Annotated in this window: 14 protein-coding genes; 7 read left to right on the top strand and 7 right to left on the bottom strand. The window is 63.1% G+C overall.

What is annotated here, in order from left to right; all coding sequences use genetic code 11:
- Positions 1 to 2 precede the first annotated feature (2 nt).
- Positions 3 to 887, top strand: a complete 885-nt coding sequence (locus tag HMPREF2942_RS04850; RefSeq protein ID WP_070688529.1) for a uroporphyrinogen-III synthase — start codon at positions 3 to 5, stop codon at positions 885 to 887.
- Between the two features lie 36 nt (positions 888 to 923).
- On the top strand, positions 924 to 1,925 hold the full coding sequence (gene hemB / locus HMPREF2942_RS04845; protein WP_049346928.1) for a porphobilinogen synthase: 1,002 nt from the start codon (positions 924 to 926) through the stop codon (positions 1,923 to 1,925).
- Positions 1,926 to 2,016: 91 nt separating this feature from the next.
- On the opposite strand, the gene HMPREF2942_RS04840 is transcribed toward hemB, so the two are convergent.
- The 5 genes from HMPREF2942_RS04840 to HMPREF2942_RS04820 all read right to left on the bottom strand — a co-directional run bounded on the left by HMPREF2942_RS04840 (position 2,017) and on the right by HMPREF2942_RS04820 (position 8,323).
- On the bottom strand, positions 2,017 to 3,189 hold the full coding sequence (locus HMPREF2942_RS04840; RefSeq protein WP_070688528.1) for a transcriptional regulator: 1,173 nt from the start codon (positions 3,187 to 3,189) through the stop codon (positions 2,017 to 2,019).
- 131 nt (positions 3,190 to 3,320) lie between these two features.
- Positions 3,321 to 4,502, bottom strand: a complete 1,182-nt coding sequence (locus HMPREF2942_RS04835) for a hypothetical protein (RefSeq protein ID WP_049349425.1) — start codon at positions 4,500 to 4,502, stop codon at positions 3,321 to 3,323.
- 32 nt (positions 4,503 to 4,534) lie between these two features.
- Positions 4,535 to 5,884, bottom strand: a complete 1,350-nt coding sequence (gene hemL / locus HMPREF2942_RS04830) for a glutamate-1-semialdehyde 2,1-aminomutase (protein ID WP_049349427.1) — start codon at positions 5,882 to 5,884, stop codon at positions 4,535 to 4,537.
- A 209-nt stretch (positions 5,885 to 6,093) separates the two neighbouring features.
- A complete protein-coding gene (locus HMPREF2942_RS04825) occupies positions 6,094 to 7,461 on the bottom strand; it encodes a threonine/serine exporter family protein (RefSeq protein WP_049346936.1) in 1,368 nt (455 codons plus the stop codon).
- Positions 7,462 to 7,627: 166 nt separating this feature from the next.
- Entirely contained in the window at positions 7,628 to 8,323 is a 696-nt protein-coding gene (locus HMPREF2942_RS04820; RefSeq protein WP_070688527.1) for a 3'-5' exonuclease, read from the bottom strand.
- 192 nt (positions 8,324 to 8,515) lie between these two features.
- On the opposite strand from HMPREF2942_RS04820, the gene HMPREF2942_RS04815 reads away from it, so the two are divergent.
- Together HMPREF2942_RS04815 and HMPREF2942_RS04810 are read left to right on the top strand one after the other, a co-directional pair.
- Entirely contained in the window at positions 8,516 to 12,373 is a 3,858-nt protein-coding gene (locus HMPREF2942_RS04815) for a UrvD/REP family ATP-dependent DNA helicase (protein WP_070688526.1), read from the top strand.
- Positions 12,374 to 12,452: 79 nt separating this feature from the next.
- The gene (locus HMPREF2942_RS04810; protein ID WP_070688525.1) at positions 12,453 to 17,222 is read left to right on the top strand and encodes an ATP-dependent DNA helicase; all 4,770 of its coding nucleotides are present in this window, start codon (positions 12,453 to 12,455) and stop codon (positions 17,220 to 17,222) included.
- Positions 17,223 to 18,222: 1,000 nt separating this feature from the next.
- On the opposite strand, the gene HMPREF2942_RS04805 is transcribed toward HMPREF2942_RS04810, so the two are convergent.
- Positions 18,223 to 19,224: a phosphotransferase gene (locus HMPREF2942_RS04805; RefSeq protein ID WP_070688524.1), complete on the bottom strand. Its 1,002-nt coding sequence runs from the start codon at positions 19,222 to 19,224 to the stop codon at positions 18,223 to 18,225.
- A 321-nt stretch (positions 19,225 to 19,545) separates the two neighbouring features.
- Between HMPREF2942_RS04805 and HMPREF2942_RS04795 the strand changes: the two genes are divergently transcribed.
- Positions 19,546 to 21,480 (top strand): ATP-dependent helicase, encoded by a 1,935-nt coding sequence (locus HMPREF2942_RS04795; protein WP_070688522.1) that lies wholly within the window; start codon positions 19,546 to 19,548, stop codon positions 21,478 to 21,480.
- Entirely contained in the window at positions 21,464 to 22,087 is a 624-nt protein-coding gene (locus tag HMPREF2942_RS04790) for a M48 metallopeptidase family protein (RefSeq protein WP_070688521.1), read from the top strand. The genes HMPREF2942_RS04795 and HMPREF2942_RS04790 overlap by 17 nt, the downstream gene beginning before the upstream one ends.
- Before the next feature lie 191 nt (positions 22,088 to 22,278).
- On the opposite strand, the gene HMPREF2942_RS04785 is transcribed toward HMPREF2942_RS04790, so the two are convergent.
- Complete coding sequence (locus HMPREF2942_RS04785; RefSeq protein WP_070688520.1) at positions 22,279 to 23,742, bottom strand: zinc-dependent metalloprotease; 1,464 nt, start codon at positions 23,740 to 23,742, stop codon at positions 22,279 to 22,281.
- 298 nt (positions 23,743 to 24,040) lie between these two features.
- On the opposite strand from HMPREF2942_RS04785, the gene HMPREF2942_RS04780 reads away from it, so the two are divergent.
- A complete protein-coding gene (locus HMPREF2942_RS04780) occupies positions 24,041 to 25,264 on the top strand; it encodes a YlbL family protein (protein WP_070688519.1) in 1,224 nt (407 codons plus the stop codon).
- The last annotated feature ends 203 nt before the right edge of the window (positions 25,265 to 25,467 follow it).

Here is a 25,467-nt window from a genome sequence, read left to right as displayed (position 1 = left end):
TCATGTCTGCCGCTAGTCCGCAAGCTGAACCCGCGCGCACGGTTCTGCTGACCCGCTCCGCCGCCCAGGGCGCCGCCTTCGCACGCGCCCTCGCCGAAGAATGCACACAGAACGGGTTAGGGGAGTGCCGGGTACTCTTCGCCCCGCTACAGCAGGCCCGCACCGTCAAACCGGGCGCAGACCACGCCGCCGCGCTGGAGGCGCTCGCCTCCGGTCACTATGCGTGGGTGAGCTTCACAAGCGCCAACACGGTTCGTGCCTGTGCCGAGCTGTGGGGCGCGGAGTTCGCCCGCGCCTGCGCGAGTGGGGGAGTGCGCATCGCCTGCGTGGGAGCGGCAACCGCCCGCGCCGTGCACACCCAGCTGGGGCTGGGCACGGATTTTCAGCCGCAGGTGCAGAGTGCCGTGGGTATGCTCGCGGAGTTTGGGCGCCCTGCCCCCGTAGACTCCGCAGCTGATTCCGCCGCGACTGATTCAGCCGCCGTGCTGGTTCTGGAAGGCTCCAACGCCCGCCCGACCCTGCGCGAGGGCCTCAAAAACCTGGGCTGGGACAGCCACCGCTGCGTGCTCTACGACATGGTGCCCGCTGAGCAGGTGGCACCCGGCGAGTTGAGCCTCAGCGCCGCCCGCGCACTCGTGCAGGGGAGTATCCCCGAAACCCCCGCGCCGGATGCGCTGGTGGTGACCGCCCCCTCCCGCCTGCACGCCCTGCTGGACGGCACCCCCGCGCTATCGCCTGAATCCGTGCCGCCCGAATCGGTGCCGCCGGTGGTGGCAATTGGGGCGAGTACCGCCTCCGCATGCCGCACCCTGAACCTGCGCCACGTGCAGGCCGATTCGCCGTCCCCGCAGGATTTGGCGCGCGCCGCTGCATCCCTCATCTACTAAGACCACATGTTTTTTATCGAGTTTTCAGGAGAGATCATGAACCTCACCCGCCGCCCGCGCCGCCTGCGCACCACCGCAGCCATGCGCTCCCTCGTCGCTGAGACCACCCTGCGCCCCGCGCAGCTGATTCAGGTGTTCTTCGTTCGCGACGGCATCACTGAGCCGCAGCCGATTCGTTCGATGCCCGGCCAGTACCAGCACACCCTGGAGAGCATCATCCCCGCCGTGCGTGAGGCGTACGAGGCGGGCATCCGCTGCATTGACCTGTTCGGTATTCCCCGCGATGAGGATAAGGACGAGGTCGGCTCGACCGCCTGGGATCCGCAGGGCATCCTGAACCGTGCCATTGCGGTGTGCCGTGAGGAGTTCGGCGACGACCTGGTGGTTATGGCTGACACCTGCCTGGATGAGTTCACGAGCCACGGCCACTGCGGCGTGCTGGTCGATGACGGCCACGGCACCCTCGTGGTGGATAATGACGAGACTGTGGAGCTGTACTGCAAGATGGCGGTTTCGCAGGCTCGCGCGGGTGCGCACACGGTGTCCCCGTCGGGCATGATGGACGGCCAGATCGCGGCGATGCGTGCTGCCCTGGACGAGGCCGGCTTTGAGGATGTGTCGATTCTGGCGTATTCGGCAAAGTACGCTTCGGCGTTCTTCGGCCCGTTCCGTGACGCGGTGGAGTCCAGCTTCACGGGTGACCGTAAGACCTATCAGCAGGACCCGGCGAACCGCCGTGAGTCTCTGCTGGAGGTGCGCGCTGACCTGGAGGAAGGCGCGGATATGGTCATGGTGAAGCCTGCCGGCAGCTACCTGGATATTGTGCGTGAGGTGGCGGAGTTTTCGCCGGTGCCGGTGGCGGCGTATCAGGTGTCGGGTGAGTACGCGATGATTGAGGCGGCTGCGGCGAACGGCTGGATTGACCGTAAGGCTGTGGTGTTGGAGTCGTTGCGTTCGATTCACCGCGCCGGTGCGGACGTCATCCTGACTTATTACGGTACGGAGGCGGCGGGCTGGCTCCGCGAGCTGGACGCCTAACCCCCTCCCTCCTTGAACGCTGAGAAGCCACATGTGTTTCGAAAAGCCACGTCTTTGGTGGCTTCTCGAAACACATGTGGCTTCTCGCCGTTTATGCTTGTTCTTCGCTGACTGGCTTGTACCCGAGGGAGGTGCACACAACGTTGCCGTTGGTGAAGTATTCCGCGAGCTTTTCGCGGTCGGCGGGGGAGCGCAGGTCCGCCCAGCGTTCCTGCTCCAGGTAGAAAGCAACCTGGGAGGTCAGGCAGACGACCCGCTCATCGTGCACCGCCACAATATGCCTGCACAGCCACGGCATGCGCTTGGCGAGGTTCGGTGGAATCTTGGACGGCACCTTGATTTCTATCTGCCATTGGGACGGCTCGTAGAAGGTCGGCTTGATCTGTTCGGGGTTCTTCGGGAAGACGCAGAACTCCACAATATCGGGGTAACGGTACTTCTTCGCCGGGAGGAAGAGCCGCCCGATGTAGAACGAGTCGGGGTTGAACAGCAGGTACCGCCTCATATAAACCCACCGAGTTACTGCAGTTACGGTGGTAACAATTGCCAGCGTTATGGAAGCTCCACCAATGGGCATTGGCTGAACACCTAGAACTGTCCAACCGACAAGCGAATAGAAGAAGACGATGAGAGCCACAACCAACACAAAGTGGGTTTCAACGTAGAAATCATTCTTTGCCCGAACCGGTTTAGCTTGAGGATGAGCCCCATTCGGCACAGCAAAAAGGTTGAGACGCATCAATGCTGCGCTATAGATTTGAGGCAACCCGGCTGTCATGTCATCCGTATCGATGCTTCGGGCTTTGCGCCAGGTGCGGCGACCTGAACGTGCACCCACGAACACCATGTAGAACGGCAACAGCAGAGCCGGTAGCAGAATGCCATTATGGGCAATATCTGTGTACAGACGAAAGATGGACCGTGCGACAAGGCATGCCCACACATACATGAGCACGTGGAACCAAGCCTCAATCGAGGAGATACCGTATACGCTATCGATTTCTTTGCGGGCACGGGTGAGGTTAGAGCGCAGTTTATGTTTTGGTAGCGGGTTACCCTCCAGGGAACGACGTTCGGCATACCTCATTGCATTGTTGACGGGGGAGCCGTAACGGGCGATGTAGAGCTCCTTCGCCTTTTCCGTGCTGATTGTTGCGGGGTGAGTGATAGCGGGTACTATGCATAACCCTATGTAAACGATAAAGGCGATGAGCCATATGTAGCGCAACGGCTCTAGGGGTATCCCAAAAGCGCTTAGCTCCATGAATTGTCCTCTCTACGGGTATCGGTGATGGTGCGTCTACGGTGCTGAGAAGCCACATGTGTTTCGAAAAGCAACATAAAACGTGGCTTCTCGAAACACATGTGGCTTCTCGCGGTATGTAGGCTACAGGTTTACTTGTACTGCGCCTTCTGGAAGGACGCGCGGCGTGCCGCCTCCTCCGCATGCTTACCGGCAGGCTTGTACCCCATGGTCGTGCAGATCACGCGGCCGTCCACGAAGTACTTCGCCAACATTTCACGGTCCGCCGGCGAATCCAGCTGCGCCCAGCGTCCCTGCTCAATATTGAACGCAATCTGCGCCACCAAACAATCAATCTGGTGCTCATTCAGCGAATAGTCGTGCTTGCGGCCGCCGGGGAGCAGAATCTCCAGCGTCCACTGGCTCGCGTCCTTCGGGTTCAGCTTGATAGCGTCCGGGTTCTTCGGGTACACACGGAATGCGCGAACCTCAGAGTAGGGGCGGGACTTCGCCGGAAGGAGCAGACGCCCAGCCTGGAACGAATCCGGGTTGTACAGCACGTAATCGCGGCTACGCATCAGCAATATGATAATCAGCAGAACGCCCGCCGCCAGCAAGAACCAGGATGCGTGACCGATATAGATCGCTTCCCAATCCTCGTCAATGCTCCAGCCCGCCAACGAAACCAGGAAGACCGAGGCGAGCAGGAACGCAATACCGCCGAGGATCCAGTAGGCGGTGCGGTCGTCACGGATCGGCTCTACACCCGGCACCGTGCCGCGCACACGGAACGGTGCGCTCAGCTTACCCAGCGTCGCCGAGTAGATGCGCGGCATGCCCAGCACACGGTCGTCCTTGCTGTATCCGCGAACTGCACGCCACTGACGGCGGCCAATACGCGCACCCAGGTACACCATGAGGAACGGCAGAATCAGCGCCGGTAGTACAACACCGTCGTACACGATATCCCAGTACAGGGTGAAGATAGAGACCGCCACAATCCAGCCCCACAGGTACATGACCACGTGGAACCAGCCGCTAAACACGCCGGCGCCCTCAATAGAATCCAGCTTCTTCTTCGCCTTCTTCGTGGCGCTACCCTTGCGGGAGGAGCTCAGCGGCGCACCCATCGCGGTGCGTTCCGCGGTGGCGCGGCGCGCCTCATCAACGGGCGAGCCGGACACCTCAAGGTACAGTTCGGCTGCCTTCTCCTTCTTGATGGGCACCGGGTAGGCGATATCCACCAGCAGGCACAAGCCCAGGTACACCATGAAGGCGATCAGCCACACGTCGCGTAGCTGCTCCATAGGCAGTCCCAGAGCGCTCAGATCCATGAGCGGCTCACCTCCTTACGTCTCTCAAACTCCTACGCGGATGCGGCAGCAGCTGCGGCAGCCGGAAGAGCCGAGATGATACGGTCCATCGCCTCATCGTCGTGGGCGGCAGAAACGAACCACGCCTCGAACGCGCTCGGCGGCAGGTACACTCCGGATTCGAGCATGGAGTGGAAGAACGCGTTGTAACGGCTGGTTGCCGACGCCTTGATGTCGGCGTAGTTGTGCACGCCCTCCTGAGAGGTGCCAAACGCGACCGAGAAGAGGTTACCGGCGTTCTGGATGGAGTGGTCCACACCGGCGGCGTTGAACGCCTCGGTCAGAGCCTGCTGCAGCTGGGCGCTGCGGGCATCCAGGTGCGCGTAAACGGCGGCATCAGCCAGGGTCAGGGTCGTAATACCCGCCGCGACGGACAGCGGGTTACCGGAGAGGGTACCCGCCTGGTAGACGGGGCCGACCGGCGCCAGGTGCTCCATGACCTCACGCTTACCAGCCAGCGCCGCGATGGGCATACCGCCACCAATGACCTTGCCGAACGTGAAAATATCGGGAACCCAGCCGCCATCCTCGGGGGCCGCGTAACCCCAGTAACCAGCCGAAGACACACGGAAACCGGTCAGCACCTCATCAAAAATGACGAGCGCACCATTCGCGTGAGCAATCTCGTGCAGGCCACGGTTGAAACCGGGCTCGGGGGTCACCACACCCATGTTGCAGGGCGCCGCCTCAGTAATAACCGCGGCAATCTGACCCTCGTGGTTTGCGAACGCCTCACGCACAGCGTCCAGGTCGTTATAGGGCAGAACGATGGTCTCCGCGGCGGTTGCGGCAGTCACGCCAGCAGAACCCGGCAACGCCAGGGTAGCCACACCCGAACCAGCCTCGGAAAGCAGCGCATCCACGTGACCGTGGTAGCAGCCCGCGAACTTAATAATCTTGTCGCGACCGGTCACACCGCGCGCCAGACGAATCGCAGTCATGGTCGCCTCAGTACCGGTCGACACCATACGCACCTGATCAATAGCGCCGGGAATCGCCGCGTTAATACGGTTGACCACCAGCTCAGCCAGCTCAGCCTCCGGCGCGCTCGCCGCACCAAAGGACAGGCCGCGCTCAGCCGCCTGCTGAACCGCCTCAACAACCTGAGGATGCGCATGACCCAGAATCGACGGGCCCCACGAGCAGACCAGGTCAACGTACTCGTTGCCGTCCGCATCGTACAGGTACGCGCCCTTAGCCTTCGCGGCAAACGCGGGGGTGCCGCCCACAGAATTGAAAGCACGCACCGGGGAATTCACGCCGCCGGGAATCACCGCGCGAGAACGCTCAAACAGCTTCTCGCTGGCTTCGTGGTGCAGCGGGTGGGTAGAGGAAGGAGTCATCGTATCGGTGCCTTTCAACAGAGACGGCGAACTAAAGAATTACAAGGGACGATGCGCACCAGGCAACGGAGCCCGCACGCCACTAGCGTCCCGTACCTAACCATCATAGGCGCTACAGATGAACCGCAGGTGACAAGCACCTGAACGTACCGAAAGGTGACGATAAAACACAACAGACAAGTTAGGGAACAGAGAGGACGCGCAACGCGCTAACGCAGGTGCCGGTCGGTATCCAGGCGGTTCAGAACCTGGGTGTCCTGATCGAACAGCCAGTTCTTGTCGAAGATTAGACGCACGAAGGCCAGGCCCATACCCAACGCCATGAAAATCAGCAGGGACTGCACGAAACCGCTTGCCGCCGAGTACATGTCACCGCTAGCAAAATGCGACATCGAACGGTAGAACGGAACACCCGGAACCATCGTTACCACCGCCGGAACAGATAGGGAAATACGCGTGTACTTACGCTGATGCAGCGGAGCCACAATCTCAGCCAAAATACCCACACCAAACACGGCAATCGTCGCTGCCATATGCGCGGGCATGCCCGCCTCCACCATATGAATACGGACGGGGTTCGCCACCGCAGCAATTACGCCACCCCACACACACGCCACCGGGGAAGCGGCAAAAAGCATCGCGAAGCCAGCCGCCGCAACACCCGAGGAAAGCACCTGCAACACCAAATACAGGGTCGGATCCAGGTTAAGAGGCGCAGGAGCCGCCAACGGCAGGTGGAAGAGCGAACCCAAAACCCACACCGCAAACGACGCACTCAGCAACAACAAACCCACATAGGTTAGACGCGAAATACCCGCCAAAAAGTCCATGCGGGAAATATCGAGCATGCCCGTCACCATGGGGAAACCGGGCACCAAGAACAGTACCGACGAAATAAAACCAATCATATGGTTCGGGCTAATCCAACCCGCCGCGACCAGCACATTAACAAGCGCAATGTACAGGCCCGCCGCCAGGAAGCCGCACGCCATCCACGTTGCCAAATGGCTCACCCCGCGCTTGAGCAGAGTCGAACGCAAAAACTGGCCGGCACCCGCCGCGAAGAACACCACCGTGCACTCCACCAGACCGCCACGGTTTAGGAACGCGAACCCGGCACACGCCACCGCCGACGCCAGCGCCAACATCCAGCGGGTGTACAGAGGCTTCGCCGAATCAATAAGGTCAAGCTCGGCGTTCGCCTCCGCAGGGGTGATCTTTTCAGGAAGCTCAGAAATGAACTTACCCAACTGATCCAGCTTATGAGCGTTAATGCCCATCGTGCGCTGCTCAGCGACCTCGGTACGGAAATTACCGTCAGTGTACGAAGAAGTCGAAATTTCGGTGAAGGTCACCTGCGCGTGATGCTCCTTCAACCCCACAGCCTTCGCCAAACGCGCCATCGACGCCTTAATACGGTAGGCGCTCGCACCCGACTTCATCAGGATGCGGCCCAGGCGGAGCACCACCTGCGACTGCGCCACCAGGTGCTCATGAGCCAGACGGGTAGACCCCAGATAAATACTGCGCGTATTAGTGTCAGGGTACGGCTCGGTAGTGCGGGGCTGATCATCCATGAGAGGCCTTCCGGGTCGTGCTATTCACGTGCTATTCGTGTAGGTGTGGTTCCTTATCTAGCATAGGGGAGAAGCCCAAACGGGGATAGTGTCAGCCCGTCAGCAAAGGAGAGGTGTTTGAGGATGTTGCCTAGGTTTTTAGCGGCGCAGTTTTATCGGCGCATTTTTATCGGCGCACGGGCCAGCGGCCGTCAATGGCCTCAGATTCCTTACCCGGCTGCGTACGCAACCACGCCTGGAAGCTCGCCGCCTGCTCCGCCGCCCACTGAATCTGCTGCTCGTGCAGCTGGCGTGCATCCACGTTGAGAACCTCGGGGAACTGCTCGGTGAGCTTCACCAGCAGACGCTCCGCCGCCAGGGCATCATCAGCGGAGGTGTGCGCATTCTCCAGGGAGACACCGTACTCGGCGGCAAGAACCTCAAGGGTGCGCTTGCCGCGCTTACGAGGAATCACGTGCTTATGCAGAACATACGGGTCGAGCACCACACCCGGCGGCAGCTCGCCGTTGGCAATATTGTGGCGCAGCATCTCGTGGTGCAGCACCGAAAAATCGTAGGCGGCATTGAAGGCAATAATCGGCACACCATCAAGGTTCAGCGCACCAATCGCGCCGGCAAGCTCCCACACGACCTCGCGGGCGGGACGGCCGTGCTCACGCGCGTACTCTGTCGTAATACCGTGCACGGCGGCGGCACCGGCGGGGATCTCAACGCCGGGGTCGGCAAGCCACTCGCCACGGCGCACCACATTACCCTGAGGGTCCAGCAGAATCAGGGAAGCAGTCACGATGCGGGCGGTGGTGACGTCCACACCGGTGGTTTCAAGGTCAAAAGTGGCGCGCAGGCCGTTCATCCAGGTCATGCTATAAGACTAACCCAGCGGAGAAGGAGGCGCGCGCCCGGTCGTCACGCGGCTGTGGATAAGCCCCCCGCGGGGCGGCATATTAAGCCCTGGGAGCGGCATATTAAGTCACCGAGGCGGCACATAAGTAGCTGACGAGCCCACATGACCGCCGACAAGGTACAACCGCGCTACAGCCGATAGACTGAAACCATGACAACCCAACTTCTCACCGGCATCCCCGGAACCGGTAAAACCCATCACCTCACCGAACGCGCCCTGCGCTACCTCGCCGACGGGAACGACCCCGCCCGGCTGCTCATCCTCGCACCCACCCGCACCGCTGCGACCCGCATGCGAGACACCATCGCCGCCTCCAGCGACCGCAGCCTCTCCGTAGCACCCACCCGCGCCTGGGCGGCATACGCCTTCGACCTGCTCAAACGAGCCCAAACCCGGGGGCTGCTCAGCGGCGTAGAAGGCAACCTCAAACTCCTCTCCGGCCCCGAACAAGACGTCATCATCGGCGAACTACTCGCCAACCACGCCGAAGGCATCGCACCCGGCCCCGCCTGGCCCGACGTACTCCGCGACGCCCTCGCAACCCGCGGATTCCGCCACGAAATCCGCGACTTCTTCGACCGCATGGCAGAATACGACCTCACCGCCGACGACGTACACCGCCTCGCCAACGAACACAACCAGCCCGCCTGGCACGCCCTCGCACAGCTTCACACCGAATACCGCGCCGTGCGAGCCCTCCGCGCCAAAAACGCCTACGACCCGGCAGTACTCATCAACGACGCCTGCCGGCTGCTACTGCGCGCCCCCGAATTCCTCGCTGAAGAACGCCGCCGCTACGACCTGATCCTCATCGACGACGTGCAGGAACTCAGCCCCTCCATCTACCGGCTGTTGCGCCTCATCGCCGCAGAAATTGCCCCCGCAGACGCCGCGCACCTGACCGAAACCCACCCCGACCTCTTCGCTGAAGGCCCCCAAGTTGTCATGACCTACAGCGACGAAGCCGTCGTCCAGGGCTTCCGAGGCGCCCGCCCCGACCTCGTCACCACCCTGCAGGCAAGCTTCCCGAGCATGCGCACCCGCACGCTCACCACCTCGTACCGCCTGCCCGCACTCATGATGCCGCTTGTGGCGGACATTCGCCGCCGCCTGCCGCGCTACACCCGATTCGTGCCGCTCACCGCTGAGCAGGAGGGGGCGAAGGACAGCACAAAGAACAGTGCGCCTGCAACCTTTGGACGCATCAACACCACCCCCGCCGACGAAGCCCTCACCTGGGGCGCCGCCGACGAACCGCTGCTGCACCTGGGCGCCGACGGCAAAATCCTCGACCCCGCGCACTACCGCACCGCACCCGCAGGCGTGTATAAGTATGCGCTCTCCAGCTCTCAGGACGAAGCGAACCTCATCGCCCAAATGCTGCTCGAAGAACGCATCTACGGCAACCACCCCTACCGCGAGTCCGCCATCATCGTGCGTAGCAGCGCGGACGTGGCGCGCATCCGCCGCGTGCTCTCCTCGAACGGTATTCCCTCGCGTACCTCCGCGGCGCTCGTACCGGTGCGCGACGAGCCCGCCGTACGCCCCTTCCTCGACGCGCTCAGCCTGCTCGTCTACGCCCGCAAGCGCGGCGAGAAGGCACTGAACCCCGCCGTGCACATGCCCGCCGCAGAAGGTGCAGAAGGTACGGAGGCGGCGGAGCGTGGCGGCTACGAAACCCTCAGCGCCTCCGAAGCTGAAGAGCTCATGCGCCGAAGCCTCGACGACGTCATCGCCGAAGAAAGCCGCGCCAACCCCCTCGGCGGTGCGCAGAGCGCCATCACCCTGCTCACCTCTCGACTCGGTGGCGCATCCAGCATGGACGTGCGACGACTCCGCCAGCAGCTACGATCCATCGAACTTCAAAGCGGCGGCCACCGCCCCAGCGACGACCTGCTCCTCGGCGCCCTGCTACACCCCGAAACCCTCCCCGAAGAGGGCGTGGGACGCGCCGTGCACCGCATCGCAGCCGTGCTCTCCGCCGGACGTAAAGCACTCGCGCGCCCCGAATCCACCAGCACCGAAGTGCTCTGGGCGCTCTGGGAAGCCAGCGGCCTCGAAAAGACCTGGGTCGCCCAGTCGCGCGGTGCAGGCCCCGACGCCGATGCAGCCCACCGCAACCTCGACGCCATGATCGGCCTCTTCGAAGCCGCCGACCGATTCGACGAGCAGATGCGCGGCGCCGGTGCCGAGCAGTTCCTCGACTTCATCGACGCGCAGGACCTACCCATGGACACCCTCGCCGCCCGCGGCGTACGCCAAGACGCGGTCGAGATTCTCACCCCCGCACTCGCCGCCGGTCAGTCCTGGCGCACCGTATATGTATGCGGTCTGCAGGAAGGCACCTGGCCCAACACCACCGTGCGCGGCTCCCTGCTGAGCACCGGCGACCTTACGGACCTGTGCGATGCGCGCCTCCGCCAGCGCGCACAGCAGGCAGAACAGCAGGCAAGGGAGGGCGAGCAGCCTGTGCCACCCGCGCGCATCCGTAGCTACCCCGAACGCGTGCGCGACACCCGCCACGACGAGCTACGCATGTTTGCCGTTGCCGCCACCCGAGCCAGCACCCGCCTCGTGCTCACCGCCGTACGCAATGACGATCAGGCACCCGGCGAGTTCTTCGACTTCGTGCTGCCCACCGACGCGGTCGGCGACTCCACGGACGTGCCCATCACCCGCGTGCGCCGCCCCGCGACCCTGCGTTCCCTCGTGGCGGAGCTTCGCCGCACCCTCGTTGAGGAATCGATGAACGCGATGCGCGCCGAAGACTCCCAGCAGGAGGACACACAGCAGAACGGCGCACCGATGCACAACGCACCGGAGGAAGAGGCGCTCACCCCGGAGGGTTCCGCGTACCGACTCGATGCCGCCTCCCGCACTCTGGCGCGCCTGGTGAACGCCCAGGCGCCCGGCGCCGCACCCGACGACTGGTGGGGCCTGCTACCGCTTTCTAGCACGGAGCTGCTCTTTGCGCACCGCCCGGCAGACCACGCTGAGCTGGACGAAAATCACGGCGAAGAGCCTGCCGAAAACCCAGCAGAAAACCCCGGTCGCCGCACGATTACGCTCTCGCCCTCGCGCCTGGAAACCATTCACAGCTCCCCGCTGGACTGGCTGGTTTCCGCCGCCCGTGCCGAGGCCCAAACCGACCTGTCCCGCTCCCTCGGTACGCTCGTGCACGCCATCGCCGAGGAGTACCCGACCGGCACCCTCGAAGAGCTCCAAACCGCCCTCGACGAGCGCATTAGCTCTCTCGGCGTGCCCGCCCGCAAGGAGGACGAAACCGACGAAGAGTACCGCGAGCGCGTGCCCTGGGAATCCTACGCCCTCTACGAGCGCGCCAAGCGCATGATTCTGCGCCTGAGCTACTACTACCGTCAGCACATGGGTGACGCCGGCTGGCAGAACCTCGGTGTTGAAGGTTCCTTCGCGGTGCGTGTGCCCGTGCCCTTCGACCCCGCCGGTGAGGTTGGCGAGCTGGATGCGCTGCTCACCGGTCGTGTGGACCGCCTCGAGGGTACCGCCCCGGCGGAGGACGGCACCCGCCGCTACGCCATTGTTGACTTGAAAACCGGTAAGTCTAAGCCGACCGGCTCGGAGATGGAGACGCATCCGCAGCTTGCCGCCTACCAGATCGCGGTGGAGGCTGGCGCGGGCGAGCAGCTGGAGGAGCGTTACCGCGCCGAAGCCGCCGCCCTGGAGGCGGGCGAACCGCTACCGGATGCCCGCCCCCAGGAGCTGGAGTACACCGGCTATACGGGTCATTCCGCAGGCGCGGCGCTGGTGCAGTTGGGCGCCTCGGGCGTGAACGATGAGAGCAAGACTCGCCTGCAGGTTCAGCCCGCTCTGACGGAGCACGATTCGTGGGCGGCTGAGCTGGTGCAGCACGCCGCGGAGCTGATTGCTGGCTCGCAGGTGCAGGCTCGTCACCGTGAGGGCGGCTATGGGTGCCGTCTGCCGGAGATCTGCCCGATTTGTACGCGCGGCCGCCAGGTGACGCAGCCCTAGTAGCCGCGTACCCTACGTTTACTTTCGATATCACTCACCCCGAACCTCCCATGAGAATGATCCATGAGGAAGAGGAATCATGACTGACTCTGGCGCATACGGCGCTGATATGCAGGGCGCTACTACCCCCGGCGCTCACCCCGGTTCTGGCACCGGCATGCTCACCCCCGCCCAGTGGTGCGAGCACAATAGCTGGCAGCTGCCCAACGGCGTGCTCTTCTCTGCTGAATCCGCCGCGAATGACCCCGCGCTGAAGCCTGCCGACTACCGTAGCGCCCTCGACATTGCCGAGATGCTCAACGGCGCCGACGGTAAGAAGCCGACCCCCGAGCAGGTCCGCATGATTGAGGCGGGCCCCGCCCCGACCCTCGTCATTGCGGGCGCTGGTTCGGGTAAGACCGCGACCATGGTTGACCGCGTGATTTGGCTGGTTGATAACGGTTTTGTGCGCCCTGAAGAGGTGCTTGGCGTGACCTTTACCCGCAAGGCGGCAACCGAGTTGCGCAGCCGTATGCGTGCCGGCCTGAACACGCTGCGCCGTAGCCGCCGCGTCGCCCCGACCGATGAGGAGCTGCGCGAAGGTATCGCTGACCCGACCGTGCTCACCTACCACTCCTACGCGAATAACCTCGTCAAGGAGTACGGTCTGCGCTTGGGCGTGGAGCAGGACGCACAGATGCTTGGCGATGCGCAGAAGTGGCAGCTTGCCGCGCAGATTGTGCAGTACTGGGAGGGGGAGCTTCCCCTCGATAAGGACGGCGTGCCGGTCTCTGCGGCGACCATGATTAACCAGATGCTGCAGCTTTCTGACGAGTGCGCGGAGCACCTGGTGGAGCCGCAACAGGTTATTGACTTCTGCACCGAGCAGTTGGCGGCGTATGCGGCGGTGCCCGAGCCTCGCCGTGAGACGAAGACTGAGAAGGACATTCTGAAGGTTCAGCGTCTGCTGCGGAACCGCCGAGTGTACGCGCGCATGGCGATGAGCTACGCCCGCGTGAAGGCGCGCATGCAGGTGCTGGATTTTGGTGACCTGATGCGTTTTGCCGCCCGTATTGCGGAGGCTGACCCGGCGATTCGCGAGGGTGAGCGTGCCCGCTTCAAGGTGGTTCTGCTGGACGAGTTCCAGGACACTTCGCACGCGCAGATGAGCTTGTTCTCCTCGATTTACGGTGCCGATGAGGCGGCGGGTATTCCGGCGCATCCGGTGATGGCTGTGGGTGACCCGAAGCAGTCGATTTACGGTTTCCGTGGCGCTTCGGACGGCCAGATGTTCAGCTTCTACCGTCATTTCCCAACCAAGCATGTGCGGCCGCTGTTCCTGTCCATTGCGTGGCGTAACGACATTTCGGTGCTGAACGCGGCGAACCATGTGGCGGAGAAGCTGAAGGAGGTTCCCGAGTGGGTGCGTGCCGCCGACGGCGATATTACCGCCGCTCAGGTTCCTGACCTGCGCCCGCGCTGCGCTCTGGTGGGGGAGCCGGGCTCACCCGCCTTTGAGCAGGCTGCCGCGGGCATGGTGGGGCGCGTTGATTTGACGTACCACGACTCTGACCGCGAGGAGGCTGTGGCTATCGCTGAGCGTATTGCGGCGATGCGTACCCAGGCGGTGCGCGAGTATGAGCGCGCCTACGCGGCGCATCGTTCCGGTGATGGTTCTGTGCATCCGCGTTTGAAGATGCCTGAGATTGCGGTGTTGGCGCGTGTGCACGGTCAGCTGGACCCGATTCGTGTGGAGTGCGAGCGTCTGGGTATTCCGGTGCAGCAGGTGGGTTTGGGCGGTTTGCTTTCCCAACCGGAGGTTGTGGATTTGGTGTCGGCGTTACGTGTGCTGGCTGATCCGAACCGTTCGGATGCTCTGGCGCGCCTGCTGACGGGTGCGCGTTGGCGTTTGGGCGCGGCGGATATGTTGGCGCTGGGTGATTGGGCTCAGTCGCTGGTGCGTGAGCGTGAGCGTGCCCTGCGCGAGCAGATGGCGTTGCGTATGCTCGCCGAGGCTGAAGACGCCGACGACGCTGCTGCTATCAACCTGCAGGCAGAGCACCTGCGCGCCGCCCAGGAGCGCCTGGACGAAACCCTCAAGGGCGCGGTGGAGGATTCCTCCGGCTACGCCTCCCTGATCGAGGCGGTGGAGAACCTACCGCAGGACGGCGCGGACGGCGAACCCCTCTACGGTGAGCAGTACCGTGGCCGCCGTTTCTCCCCGGCGGCGCTGGAGCGTCTGCGTGCTTTTGCCGAGCAGATGCGCGTGCTGCGTGCCGGTTTGAGCGAGGATTTGGGCACGCTGCTGTACGAGATTGAGCGCACCATGCTGCTGGATATTGAGCTGGCGGTCCGCCCGGGTACCGACCCGCTGGGTTCGCGTGCGAACCTGGACGCTTTCCACGAGGTTGCCGCCGCCTACGGCATGTCGGCGCCGCGTATTAACGCGATGATTTACGCCGGCTCTGACGGCGTGAGCGCGGAGGAGGGCGACCCGGGTGCGCGCCGCTTCCTGCTGTCTTCGGGCGGCGTGAGCTACGTGATGGGTTTCCTCGCGTGGCTTGAACGTGCCGATGATGAGGAGAAGGGCCTGGCGCTGGGCGCTGTGGAGCCTGACCCGAACGCGGTACAGCTGATGACCATGCACGCCGCGAAGGGCCTGGAATGGGATCACGTGCTTCTGCCGGGTCTGTGCGGTAGTGCGACCGGCGGGCAGACCCCGAACCTGTGGCAGATGTCGGCTAATACGGCTCTGCCCTGGCCGCTGCGTGGCGACCGCGAGTACCTTCCCTCGATCCTTGAGACCCCGGAGGAGATTACCGCCTTCGAGAAGGCGAAGGACCTGGAAGACTACCTGGCCGAGCACAAGGATGATGCCGCCGAGCATGCCGGCATGGAGGACCGCCGCCTCATGTACGTGGCGATGACCCGTGCCCGTAACCTGCTGGCGTTGAGCGCCTACCGCTGGAAGAGCGCCGCTATGCTCCCCCTGCCGGTGCAGCCCTTCTGGGAGGAGCTGATGGAGATGCTTTTCAAGTCGCTCTTTGACATGGGCACCCCCACGGTAGATGCGCCCTCTGTACGTTTCGAAGAGACAATGGATACCCCCTGGGCAGCGCCGCAGTTGGTGGGCATGGGCCTGTCGTACACGATGCCGAACCCCGCCGATAAGCGCAAGAAGGTGCACCTGAACCATGTGCGCCGCTGGGCTGAGCAGCTGGCTGAGTCGAAGTACCGCCTGGCGGAGCCGGTGACCCTGGTGCACGGTACGGTCGTGGACCCCTCGAACCTGCCGCCCGCCCCCGATGAGGCGGCGCTGCTGGAAGAGCTGGAACTCTACCCCGTAGACGCTGACGAGCTCACTCCCGTACAGGCGGAGGCGCGTGCGAACGCTCAGGCACAATACGCCGAGCAGGTGCAACGCTACGCGTGGGCGCTGGTTGAGGTCATGGCCCCCGCCCTCGCGCAGGATTGGCAGCTGGCGGCTCCTTCCGTACGAGCACGCACGGTGGCGGAGAACTGTACCCGCCTGAACCTGCCGGTGCCCGAATGGATTATCGAAGCCACCGAGCGGGAGAAATGGCGTGAGGCGCAACCGCCTCAGCCCGGTTTCTCGCCGACGGTGGCGGCGGCGCTGCCGATTGAGGTGCGCGGCCAGTTCGCCCAGAAGAACTACGAGGACAGGAACCCGAACCTGGGTGCGGTGCTGACCGCCATGTGGCCTTTTGACCCGCTGGAGCGACCCGTGATTTGGCGTTGGGCTTCTGATGATGCCCTCAATCGGGGCACGGAGGCGGTGCTTCGCCGCGGCCAGCATGAGCAGCTGGAACGTGAGATTGCGATTAACTCCTCGAGCCGTCGCGAGGCGGTGGAGCGTGCCGCCCTGGCGGTGGAGCTCGCTGTCGGCGCGGGGGAGGATGACCTGCACCAGAGCGGGGATGTAGCGGGGGAGAGCGCAAACCACCCTGCACCCGCCGTACTCGCTGTACACGGCGAGTCCGCCATTCCTGAATCCCTGCGCCAGCAGGCGGTGGACTGGGAACGCGAAGCCGACCTGCTGCTGCTCATGATGGGGCAGACCGACCCGGTGCTGAGCGATCAGCTGCCGGGGCACCTGTCCGCATCCACGTTCATTCGCCTGAGCGAGGACCCGCAGGGCACGGTGCATCAGCTGATGCGCCCGGTGCCTCAGCGTCCCTCACGCGCGGCAACGATTGGTACGGCGGTGCACGCGCTGATTGAGGAGCACTTCGGGGTGGCGCCGAGCGCCGACCCGCTGGAGGCACCCGACGCGGAAGACACGGTGGGCGTTGACCTGCCTGGTTCTACTGCCGCCTCAGCCACCTCCACCTCCACCTCGCCCGCTGATTCTGCAGACCCCTCTGACCTGCAGGAACAGGACGAGTTCACCTTCGAGGACGACTTCGAGGAGGCCGAGAGCGAACTGGACGTCTCCGTTCAGCGCCTCTGGGAGCGCTTTGCCACCAGCGAGTGGGGTAGCGACGAGTGGAAGGACCGCATCTGGGCGGTCGAATACCCGGTCGAAACCCACATCGAGGGCGTAAGCCTGCGCGGCCGTATCGACGCGGTGTTCCGTACCGAGGACGAGGACGGCGAACGCTGGGTCCTGGTGGATTGGAAGAGCGGTTCCCGCCCGAAGATGGCGACCATGCAGTCTCGACGCTTCCAGCTGGGCCTGTACCGCATCGCGTTCTCCCGCATTATGGGCGTGGACCCGGAGCGTATCAGCACCGTGTTCGTGTACCTGGGCGGCAAGGGCGTTGCGGAGGTGTGGGATCACCAGATCCGCGGCGGCCTGCCCACGGAGGCGCAGCTGGCGAAGGTGATTCGTGAGGCACGCAAGGGCTAGGCAGCAAGGCTAAGCGGCAGTGCTAGCCGGCATGCGCTCGCGCGTTAGCTTGAGCCAATAACCGCATACAGAAAAGCAGTTCACGGAGGCATTGCGCCTTGTGAGCTGCTTTTCTGTGCGGACTTTTCGTGTTAACGGCAGAGGACGCCTCTTCACCCCACTGCATTAGGGTGATGAGGCGTCCTCAGCCGCTGAAGAACTATAGAGGTACTTCGTGCCCTCGCACGCTCCGGGAAAGAATCGCGCCGAACGACTGCCGCTCTCGCGGCCTCACTCGCGCCGCCGGCGCCCCGTGGGGTTTGCGTGCGTCTTTACTCTCAAACACAACCTCGAAAGTAACTCTATAGATTTCTGCCATCGGTGATTGGTTGCGCGGTGCATGAATCCGGCTCGGGTCTGACATGACCGGTCAGAGTCCCGTCCAATCTGTCTCCCCAATTTATCGCTGCCACGATATCAGCGCTGGTCAGTGCGCTATGGGGAGTGTGTCCGCTGGTTTTCTCGCGGCACAGCAAAAGTATTCCAGGAGTTTTTGAAAAAATCTACGGGCAAAGTTTTTACCCTAAAATGCACTATTTTGAGCATGGTTCAAGGTGAAGTTGAGGCTCTGTGGACTCTCAAAATTAAAAGTTGGTTTTTGTGGGTTTGGAGTGTATTTGCACCCTGGAAATATTGTGAATGGCACCTTTAGCGCACCTTCAACTCTCAGCCTTAATCTGAGTCATTCATGCACAAAAATGCAAAACCGGTACTCAAAAAGTGTCGGAAAACACTTAAATAAATTTTGATAAAAAGCCGTCAAAAGCCTCTCCACTAGCTCTTATAGGCATCATTTCGTCGGTTTGACAGACGCTCTGTAGAGCTGATTTCGCCGGGCGCCACGCATGCTTTAACTCCTGCAGATACCCACCCGGATACAGTTTCAGCCCCGCAGTGCAGTACTGCGGGGCTGAAACTGAAAACCTGAGTGGCGGGCGGCAACCTGGCGGCAACCTAACGCCTACTCGGCGGGACCGACCAGCGGGCTGACCTCCTCCTGACCGAGCAGTTCGCCGGAGGCACGCAGGTCGTCCTGAATGTCCAGGAGCATGGACACGGCGTGGGTTGCGCCGTCGCGGTCTCCGACCTCCACGGTGTGGGTGAGCCACTGGGCAATTGCGAACTCCGCGTAGAAGTTCGCACGTTGCGCCAGATAGGCGTCGGGTAGCTGAGGCATCTGCTGGCGGTACACCTCGATCGCCTCGTCGGTGAAGTCAATGTCCTGGCAGGAGTACAGCCAGGCGAAGTCCTGCGCGGGGTCACCCACGTGCACCTCGGACCAGCCGGTGACCTCCACGATGCGCGCCTCCGCAGGAGTCACGTGCAACACGAGGTTCTCGGCGCCCATGTCACCGTGGACCACGCGCGGGCGGAACTGCCACATGGGGCCGGGGGAGAGCACAGCACGCCAGTGCGCGAGCAGGTCTGCGGGCACCTTGCCGGTTGCGGCGGCACGCTCCAGCTCGGCGTTCTTGCGCAGGCGAATCTGCTCCGAGGAGTAGGAGGGCAGGTCAGCCTCGTAAATAATGTCTTCGGGCATCACGTGCAGGGTCGCAATGTCCTTGGCGATGATGGACGCCAGGGAGGGGCGGTTCGCCGCAACTTCGCGGCGGCTCAGCTCAGCCAGCTGGTCTACGTCGTAGATGGTGCCGGGGATGTGCGTGTACACGAACACGTTGCCGCCCGCGTACGGTACGGTGCCGGCAACGGTGGGTACAGCGAAGGGCAGCCGAGCGCGCAGGCCGGGGCTGAACGACTGCAGGATGAGGTGTTCAGCTTCGAGGCGCATGCTGGCGTCGGGGCGGCGCGGGGCGCAGACTCGCCAGCGGCGACCGGTGGAGTCGGCGATGATTGCCGAGTCGAAGTCGTCGCTGTCTTCGCGGACCGGTTCGGCGCCGACGGGGTAGATCCCGGGCACTCCGGCGGAGACAATGGCTGCTAGCTGAAGGGGAGATAAAGTCACGGGTTAAGGTTACCAAACCAATGTGTGCCGTTTAGTAGTTTTTGGGATCTTTATGCCAAGTGGTGAAGATACTTGTGGACAAGCCTAAACGCTTCCGCCTGCGCTTCTGGGCTCGCCTCTATCTGCGCTTCTACCTGCACGCACCCAGATAGGTAGCGACTCACGCCCTGAATGAAAGAAGCGGCGGCTAAGAAGCCCCGGTGGACTCTGGGAGAATACAATGGAAGACCGGCTATCACCGCCTCGCGCGCCCGCATATCCATATGTCCAGCGCGAGCGCCTGCCGTCTGCCCGTACCGCCCGCCTTACTGATGGAGCATTATGACCGCCACACCTCAGCAGCCTCAGCATATGATCTCCGCAGACGATATTCTTGCCGGTCTTGACCCGGATCAGTGTGCGGTCGCTACCGAGCTGGACGGCCCCATGCGCGTGCTGGCGGGTGCCGGTACCGGTAAGACCCGCGCGATTACGCACCGCATCGCCTACGGTATTGCGATTGGTCGTTACCAGGGCCCGCGCGTACTCGCCCTGACCTTCACCCTGCGCGCGGCGGAGGAGATGCGTACCCGCCTGCACCAGCTGGGTGCGCACGGCGTGCAGGCGCGTACCTTCCACTCGGCGGCGCTGCGTCAGCTGGCGTATTTCTGGCCGCAGGTGGTGGGCGGTACGTTCCCGTCCATCGTGCAGAATAAGGCAGCGCTCATTACGGAGGCGGCGAACCGTCTGCGCATCAGCACGGACCGTTCCCTGCTGCGTGATTTGGCGTCGCTGATTGAGTGGGCGAAGGTTCAGCTGCTCACCCCGGACACCATCATGCAGCGTCTGAGTGAGAAGCAGCTGCCTGCGGCGATTACCCCGCAGAATATGCAGCGTATTTTCCAGGCGTATGAGGATTTGAAGGATGAGCGTAACCTCATCGATTTTGAGGACGTGCTGCTGCTGACCATCGCCATGCTGGAGGAGGATGAGAAGCTCGCGGCGACCGTCCGCAACCAGTACCGCCATTTTGTGGTGGATGAGTACCAGGACGTGTCCCCGCTGCAGCAGCGTCTGCTGGATGTGTGGCTGGGTGGCCGCGAGGATATTTGCGTGGTGGGTGACGCCTCCCAGACGATTTACTCTTTTACCGGCGCGACCAGCCGTTACCTGCTGGATTTTGCGCGCCGGTACCGTGGCGCGCACACGGTGAAGCTGACCCGCGATTACCGTTCCCATTCGCAGGTGGTGGAGTTGGCGAACCGTCTGTTGGCGGCGCGTCGTCCGCATCCGGATTCGAGCCCGCATTCGTGGGCGCCGCCGCTGGAGTTGATGTCTCAGCGCGGCCCCGGTGTGGATGTGGAGTGGTTCGGCTATGCCGACGATGAGCAGGAGGCGGCAGGCATTGCCGAGGATATCCGCGACCTGATTGAGAAGGACGGCGTGCCGCCTTCGGAGATTGCGGTGCTGTTCCGCACGAACGCGCAGTCGGCGGCGATTGAGTCTGCGCTGGCTGCCGCCCACATTCCGTACCAGCTGCGCGGCGCGGAGCGTTTCTTTGAGCGCCCCGAGGTCAAGCAGGCGATGCTTGCCCTGCGCGGTTCGGCGAAGTCCACGGACGGTACCGAGGACGTCACCCGCTACACCCGCGATGTGCTCGGCGGCCTCGGCTATAAGGAGGAAGGCCCCCTTTCGGGAGGCGCCACCCGCCAGAAGTGGGAGTCCCTCGCCGCCCTGGTGCACATGGTGGACATGATGGCGCAGCACCGCCAAGAGCAGCTTCAGGAGCACCGCGCGAACCCGCGCCCGGGCGTGCCCGAGCCACTACCTTTGACCATGCACGAGGTCGTGGCGACCCTGAACCACCGCAGCGAATTTAATGACGCACCGCAGGTCAACGGCGTCACCCTCGCCTCCCTGCACGCGGCTAAGGGCCTGGAGTGGGACGCCGTGTTCCTGTGCGGCCTGAACGAGGGCCTCATGCCCATTACTTTTGCGACCACCCCGGACGAGGTGGATGAGGAGCGCCGCCTGCTGTACGTGGGCATTACGCGCGCCCGCAAGTACCTGTGGCTGACCTGGACGATGACCCGCACCGTGGGCGGTCGCGGTCAGCGTAAGCGTTCGCGTTTCCTGGACGATATTGATCCGGCGAAGCGCCGCCGCAGGGCTGAGAGCTCCGGCTCCTCGTATAGCCAGCCCCGTGCCACTCAGCCCCGTGCCACGCAGCCCCGCCGTTCGTCGAAGGGAAGAGGAGACTATGGCTCAGCGTTTTAAGCGTGAGATTCTGCCCGCCACCGAGGACCGCCCGCAGATTGAGCTGGTCCGCTCGGCGCGCCGCACCCGCACCATCAGCATGCAGCGCGACGGCGTGGACGAGCACGGCAACCCCGCCTACCGCCTGCTCATTCCCGCCGCGAGCACGAGCGAAGAGATTGACGAGCATATTGCCCGCCTGCTGCCGCGCATTCAGCGTCGTGCCGCCCGCCGTGAACGTGCCACGCAGCTGACGGTCACGGACGAGTACCTGCGCTCCCGCGCCCTGCACCTGGCGCAGAAGCACCTGCCGGAGCTGGTTGCCTCGGGCAGGCTGGAGAAGCTGTCGATTCGCTGGGTGAGCAACCAGCGTCAGCGCTGGGGCTCGGCAACCTACGCGAACACGCAGATCCGCATCTCCTCGGAGCTGCAGGGCGTACCGGAGTACGTGCTGGATTCGGTGATTCACCACGAGCTCTGCCACCTGCTGCAGCCGAACCATTCGGCGGCGTTCCGTGCCCTGGAGTCGCGTTACCCGCAGCTGCTGCGGGCGCAGGCCTACCTGGAGGGGTACGCGCTGGGGCGCTCGCGTGCTGAGGGTGAGCGCGGCGAAAACAGCGCGGACTAAAATCCAGCCAGCTAAAATCCAACCGGCTAACGCGCTTCCCGAAAATCAAAGAATCAAAAACCAACCGAACACTCCAACCGAAACACTCGAGCGGGGGTGGGTTGTACATTCACAAGCCACCCCCGCTCGAGGTGTCAGCTATTTACTTTCGCCGCTCAGTTTTACTTTGCTCAGCTTTACTTCGCTCAGCTCTACTTTTCTTCGGGAGCGTCGCCGAAGCCGCCGTCCAGCAGCTTCTGCAACTCCGAGTCGAAGTCCACGTCGTCCAGGCTGATTTCGTTCATGCGCGCATCGTATGCGGTGAAGTCTTCCAGCTCGGCGGGGGTGGGCAGGGTCTCCGGGGTGTCCCAGAGGCCGTCGCGTGCCTCAATGCCGTGGGATTCTTCGTACCAGCGCCAGAACTGCTGTGCTTCACGTACCAGGCGCGGGCGCAGTTCCAGGCCGACCAGGTTCTCGAAGACCTGCTCGCTGGGGCCGCCGTCGATGCGGCGGCGCGCCATGATTTCGGTCAGCTGCGGTGCCTTGGGCAGGTTACGGGTTGCGTCCTCGGTTACGACGGATACCCAGCCTTCGATGAGGGCGAGCAGACCCTCCAGACGCTGTACCGCCAGTTCCTGGTCTTCGGTGCGCTGGGGGCTGAACATGCCGCCTTCGAATGCTTCCTGTACGGCGTCGGGGTTGCTCATGTCCACCTGGGATGCGGCGTCCTGCATACGGTTCATGTCCACGCGGATGCCGCGGGCGTAGCGCGCCACGAGCTGGACCAGGTCTTCACGCAGCCAGGGGTTTGCCTTGTGCAGGCGGATCAGCGCGGATTCACGCACGGCAAGGTAGAGCAGGATCTCCTGCGGGGGCACCTCGATGCTCTCGGCGAGCTGCTGGTAGCCGTTGGGCAGCAGCGCGGAGGAGCCCGGCGCGAGGGGGAAGCCCACGTCGGTGGAGGAATACACTTCACCGGCGAGCTGCGCGAGCGCCTGAGCCATCTGCGCACCAAAAATCACGGAACCAATGTTGTTCAAAAAGCCGCTGTTGAGAATCTGAGAAATCTCTTCGGGTACGTCTTCGTGTGCGCCGGGCATGACCATGGACTGGGTGACTTCGGCTGCGACCGGCTCGACCATTTCGCGCCAGGAGTCGAAGGAATGCTCAACCCATTCCGCCTTGGACCATGCCTGTACCGGGTGGTTGTGGCGTTCAACGGTGGTTACGGCGTCCAGCCAGAGGTCGGCGAGGTTCGCTGCGTCTTCCACTGCACGCTTGAGGTTTTCGGGTACGGAGGGGTCTTCACCCATGGATGCGAGCATCTGGCGGGTCTGGTTCTTCACGTTATCCCAGTTCACGCCGCTGGGGCTGTCGGATGCGCCCGCGCCGGAGAACATTGCCTGTACCTGCGCGAACATGCTCTGCATCATGGCGGGGTCGAAGCCCATGCCCATGTTCTTCAGGTCTTCGGGGTCGATGCTGATGCCGAAGGGGTTCTGACCGCCTTCGCCGAAGAGCGCGCCGAAGGGGTTCTGTGCGTTGGAGGAGGTGCCCTTGCCGCCCTGGCCGGTTGCCCCTGCGGAGGGGTCGAAGCCCTGCTCCTGCATCTTCTTAATGAATTCTTCGAGGGGGTCGCGCTCGTTGGAGGCGCCGCCGGTGGGGTTCTCAGACATGTAGAAGCCTTTCGTAATCCGGGGGTGGGCGTAGCTGGCTCGCTCGCTGTCCAGCCTACCGATTTTTGCTGAGAATTTCCCGCGCCACCGCTGTGGATGCGGCTTAATCAGCTGAGGGCTCACAAGCTTGTCTCTGTCGCCGGGGTTTGGGAGCTTTTTCGTGCCGCTGTCACCGTCGGGTGCTGACACAGCGCAGCGCGGGTCAGAGCGTGAACGCCTCCTGGTTGCTCTATTTTTAGCGGGGCGACGGTGCCCGCGCGCGTGTTGAAAAGCAGGTTTATCCGGTACTGTAGAAACCATGACTAAGTCCACCCCCGATGCTGAGCAGCAGCCGAACGCCGCCTCCGCGAGCGTGAAGAGTAATGAGAAGGCGGCTAAGCGCCGTTCGCGTTTTGCGCCGCGCCGCGTGAACCTGCGTTCGGTGAGCGCTGTGGCGACCTGCGCCCTGCTGGCTGGTGCTTTTGTTCTGCCCAGTTCCTATGTGAAGGAGGGCCCCGGCCCGCTCTTTGATGTGCTCGGAACCTACCAGGAGAAGGACGTCATTGAGGTCTCGGGTGCGCCCAGCTATAAGACGTTCGGCAAGATGAACATGACGACGGTGTCGGTTTCGGGCGGCCCGTACACGGAGCTGTCCGGCGCGGAGGCGTTCTACGGCTGGTTGGCGTTTGACGGTAACCGCAGCCTCGTGGTGCCGACCGATGCCCTGTACCCGCACGTGAGTCATGAGCAGGCGACGGCGGCGACCGGCGCGCAGATGGCTGATTCTCAGACTCAGGCGAAGGTCGCGGCGATGCGTCAGCTGAAGATGGCGGTGACTGAGAAGGTTCAGGTGCTTTCCACGGTGGAGGGTTCCCCGGCGGCGAGCGTGCTGAAGGCTGATGACCGCATCGTGAAGGTGGGGGAGAAGCAGATTGAGACCCTCACCGATGTTCCGAAGGCGGTAAACGCCTCGAACGGTTCGCCGATTGATGTGACCGTGGAACGTGGCGGCAAGCAGCAGACGTTTAAGCTGACCCCGGTTCGTGCCAGTGACGATAGCCGCTGGATTCTGGGCGCGGGTTTGAAGCAGAGCTATGACCTGCCGGCACACGTGCAGTACAACCTGGACGGTGTGGGCGGCCCGAGTGCCGGTCTGATGCTGGCGCTGGGCACGGTCGATAAGCTGAGCGAGGGTACCCTGCTCGCCGATGAGGATGCCGGCGGCGACCCGTACCGCAGCTACATTTCGGGTACCGGCACGATTGATGCGAACGGTAAGGTCGGTGCAATTGGCGGCATCAAGTACAAGATTTTGGCGACGGGCCGTTACGGTGCGCGCTACTTCTTGGCGCCTAAGGAGAACTGCGAATCGATTGTGAAGATGCAGGCGCAGGACCCCGACCTGTTCAACTACTATCACGCCGGTCAGGTGCGCGGCACGATGGTGGTTGTGCCGGTGTCGACCCTGGATGAGGCGGTGAAGACGGTGGAGGCGATTAAGTCCGGCACCCCGGATGATTCCCTGCCCCGCTGCGGTTCCTAATCGCGGCTCCTAGCGGCGCAACCACAACCCCTATAACGTCAGAACAGCCCCGGTATTTTACGGTACCGGGGCTGTTCTGCACCCTATTCTCTGTCCTCATCAGCGCCCGCGACCCCATATATTTCACCCGGCTTACGCCTCATTCTGCCCTTCTGCTGTACCTCTGAGATACTTAAAGGCAGTTATTTTCTCTGAACGTATGA

Source organism: Rothia sp. HMSC071C12, assembly GCF_001813895.1.
GTDB lineage: Bacteria > Actinomycetota > Actinomycetes > Actinomycetales > Micrococcaceae > Rothia > Rothia mucilaginosa.
Note: the sequence above shows the minus strand (reverse complement) of the source record. Positions and strands in the feature narration are given on the sequence as shown.

What these genes read in the sequence shown, in the direction of transcription:
- hemB (WP_049346928.1), top strand. Translation starts at nt 924, where the DNA reads ATGAACCTCACCCGCCGCCCGCGCCGCCTGCGCACCACCGCAGCCATG.
- hemL (WP_049349427.1), bottom strand. Translation starts at nt 5,884, where the DNA reads ATGACTCCTTCCTCTACCCACCCGCTGCACCACGAAGCCAGCGAGAAG.
- HMPREF2942_RS04785 (WP_070688520.1), bottom strand. Translation starts at nt 23,742, where the DNA reads ATGTCTGAGAACCCCACCGGCGGCGCCTCCAACGAGCGCGACCCCCTC.
- HMPREF2942_RS04790 (WP_070688521.1), top strand. Translation starts at nt 21,464, where the DNA reads ATGGCTCAGCGTTTTAAGCGTGAGATTCTGCCCGCCACCGAGGACCGC.
- HMPREF2942_RS04825 (WP_049346936.1), bottom strand. Translation starts at nt 7,461, where the DNA reads ATGGATGATCAGCCCCGCACTACCGAGCCGTACCCTGACACTAATACG.
- HMPREF2942_RS04840 (WP_070688528.1), bottom strand. Translation starts at nt 3,189, where the DNA reads ATGGAGCTAAGCGCTTTTGGGATACCCCTAGAGCCGTTGCGCTACATA.
- HMPREF2942_RS04810 (WP_070688525.1), top strand. Translation starts at nt 12,453, where the DNA reads ATGACTGACTCTGGCGCATACGGCGCTGATATGCAGGGCGCTACTACC.
- HMPREF2942_RS04795 (WP_070688522.1), top strand. Translation starts at nt 19,546, where the DNA reads ATGACCGCCACACCTCAGCAGCCTCAGCATATGATCTCCGCAGACGAT.
- HMPREF2942_RS04835 (WP_049349425.1), bottom strand. Translation starts at nt 4,502, where the DNA reads ATGGATCTGAGCGCTCTGGGACTGCCTATGGAGCAGCTACGCGACGTG.
- HMPREF2942_RS04780 (WP_070688519.1), top strand. Translation starts at nt 24,041, where the DNA reads ATGACTAAGTCCACCCCCGATGCTGAGCAGCAGCCGAACGCCGCCTCC.
- HMPREF2942_RS04850 (WP_070688529.1), top strand. Translation starts at nt 3, where the DNA reads ATGTCTGCCGCTAGTCCGCAAGCTGAACCCGCGCGCACGGTTCTGCTG.
- HMPREF2942_RS04815 (WP_070688526.1), top strand. Translation starts at nt 8,516, where the DNA reads ATGACAACCCAACTTCTCACCGGCATCCCCGGAACCGGTAAAACCCAT.
- HMPREF2942_RS04820 (WP_070688527.1), bottom strand. Translation starts at nt 8,323, where the DNA reads ATGACCTGGATGAACGGCCTGCGCGCCACTTTTGACCTTGAAACCACC.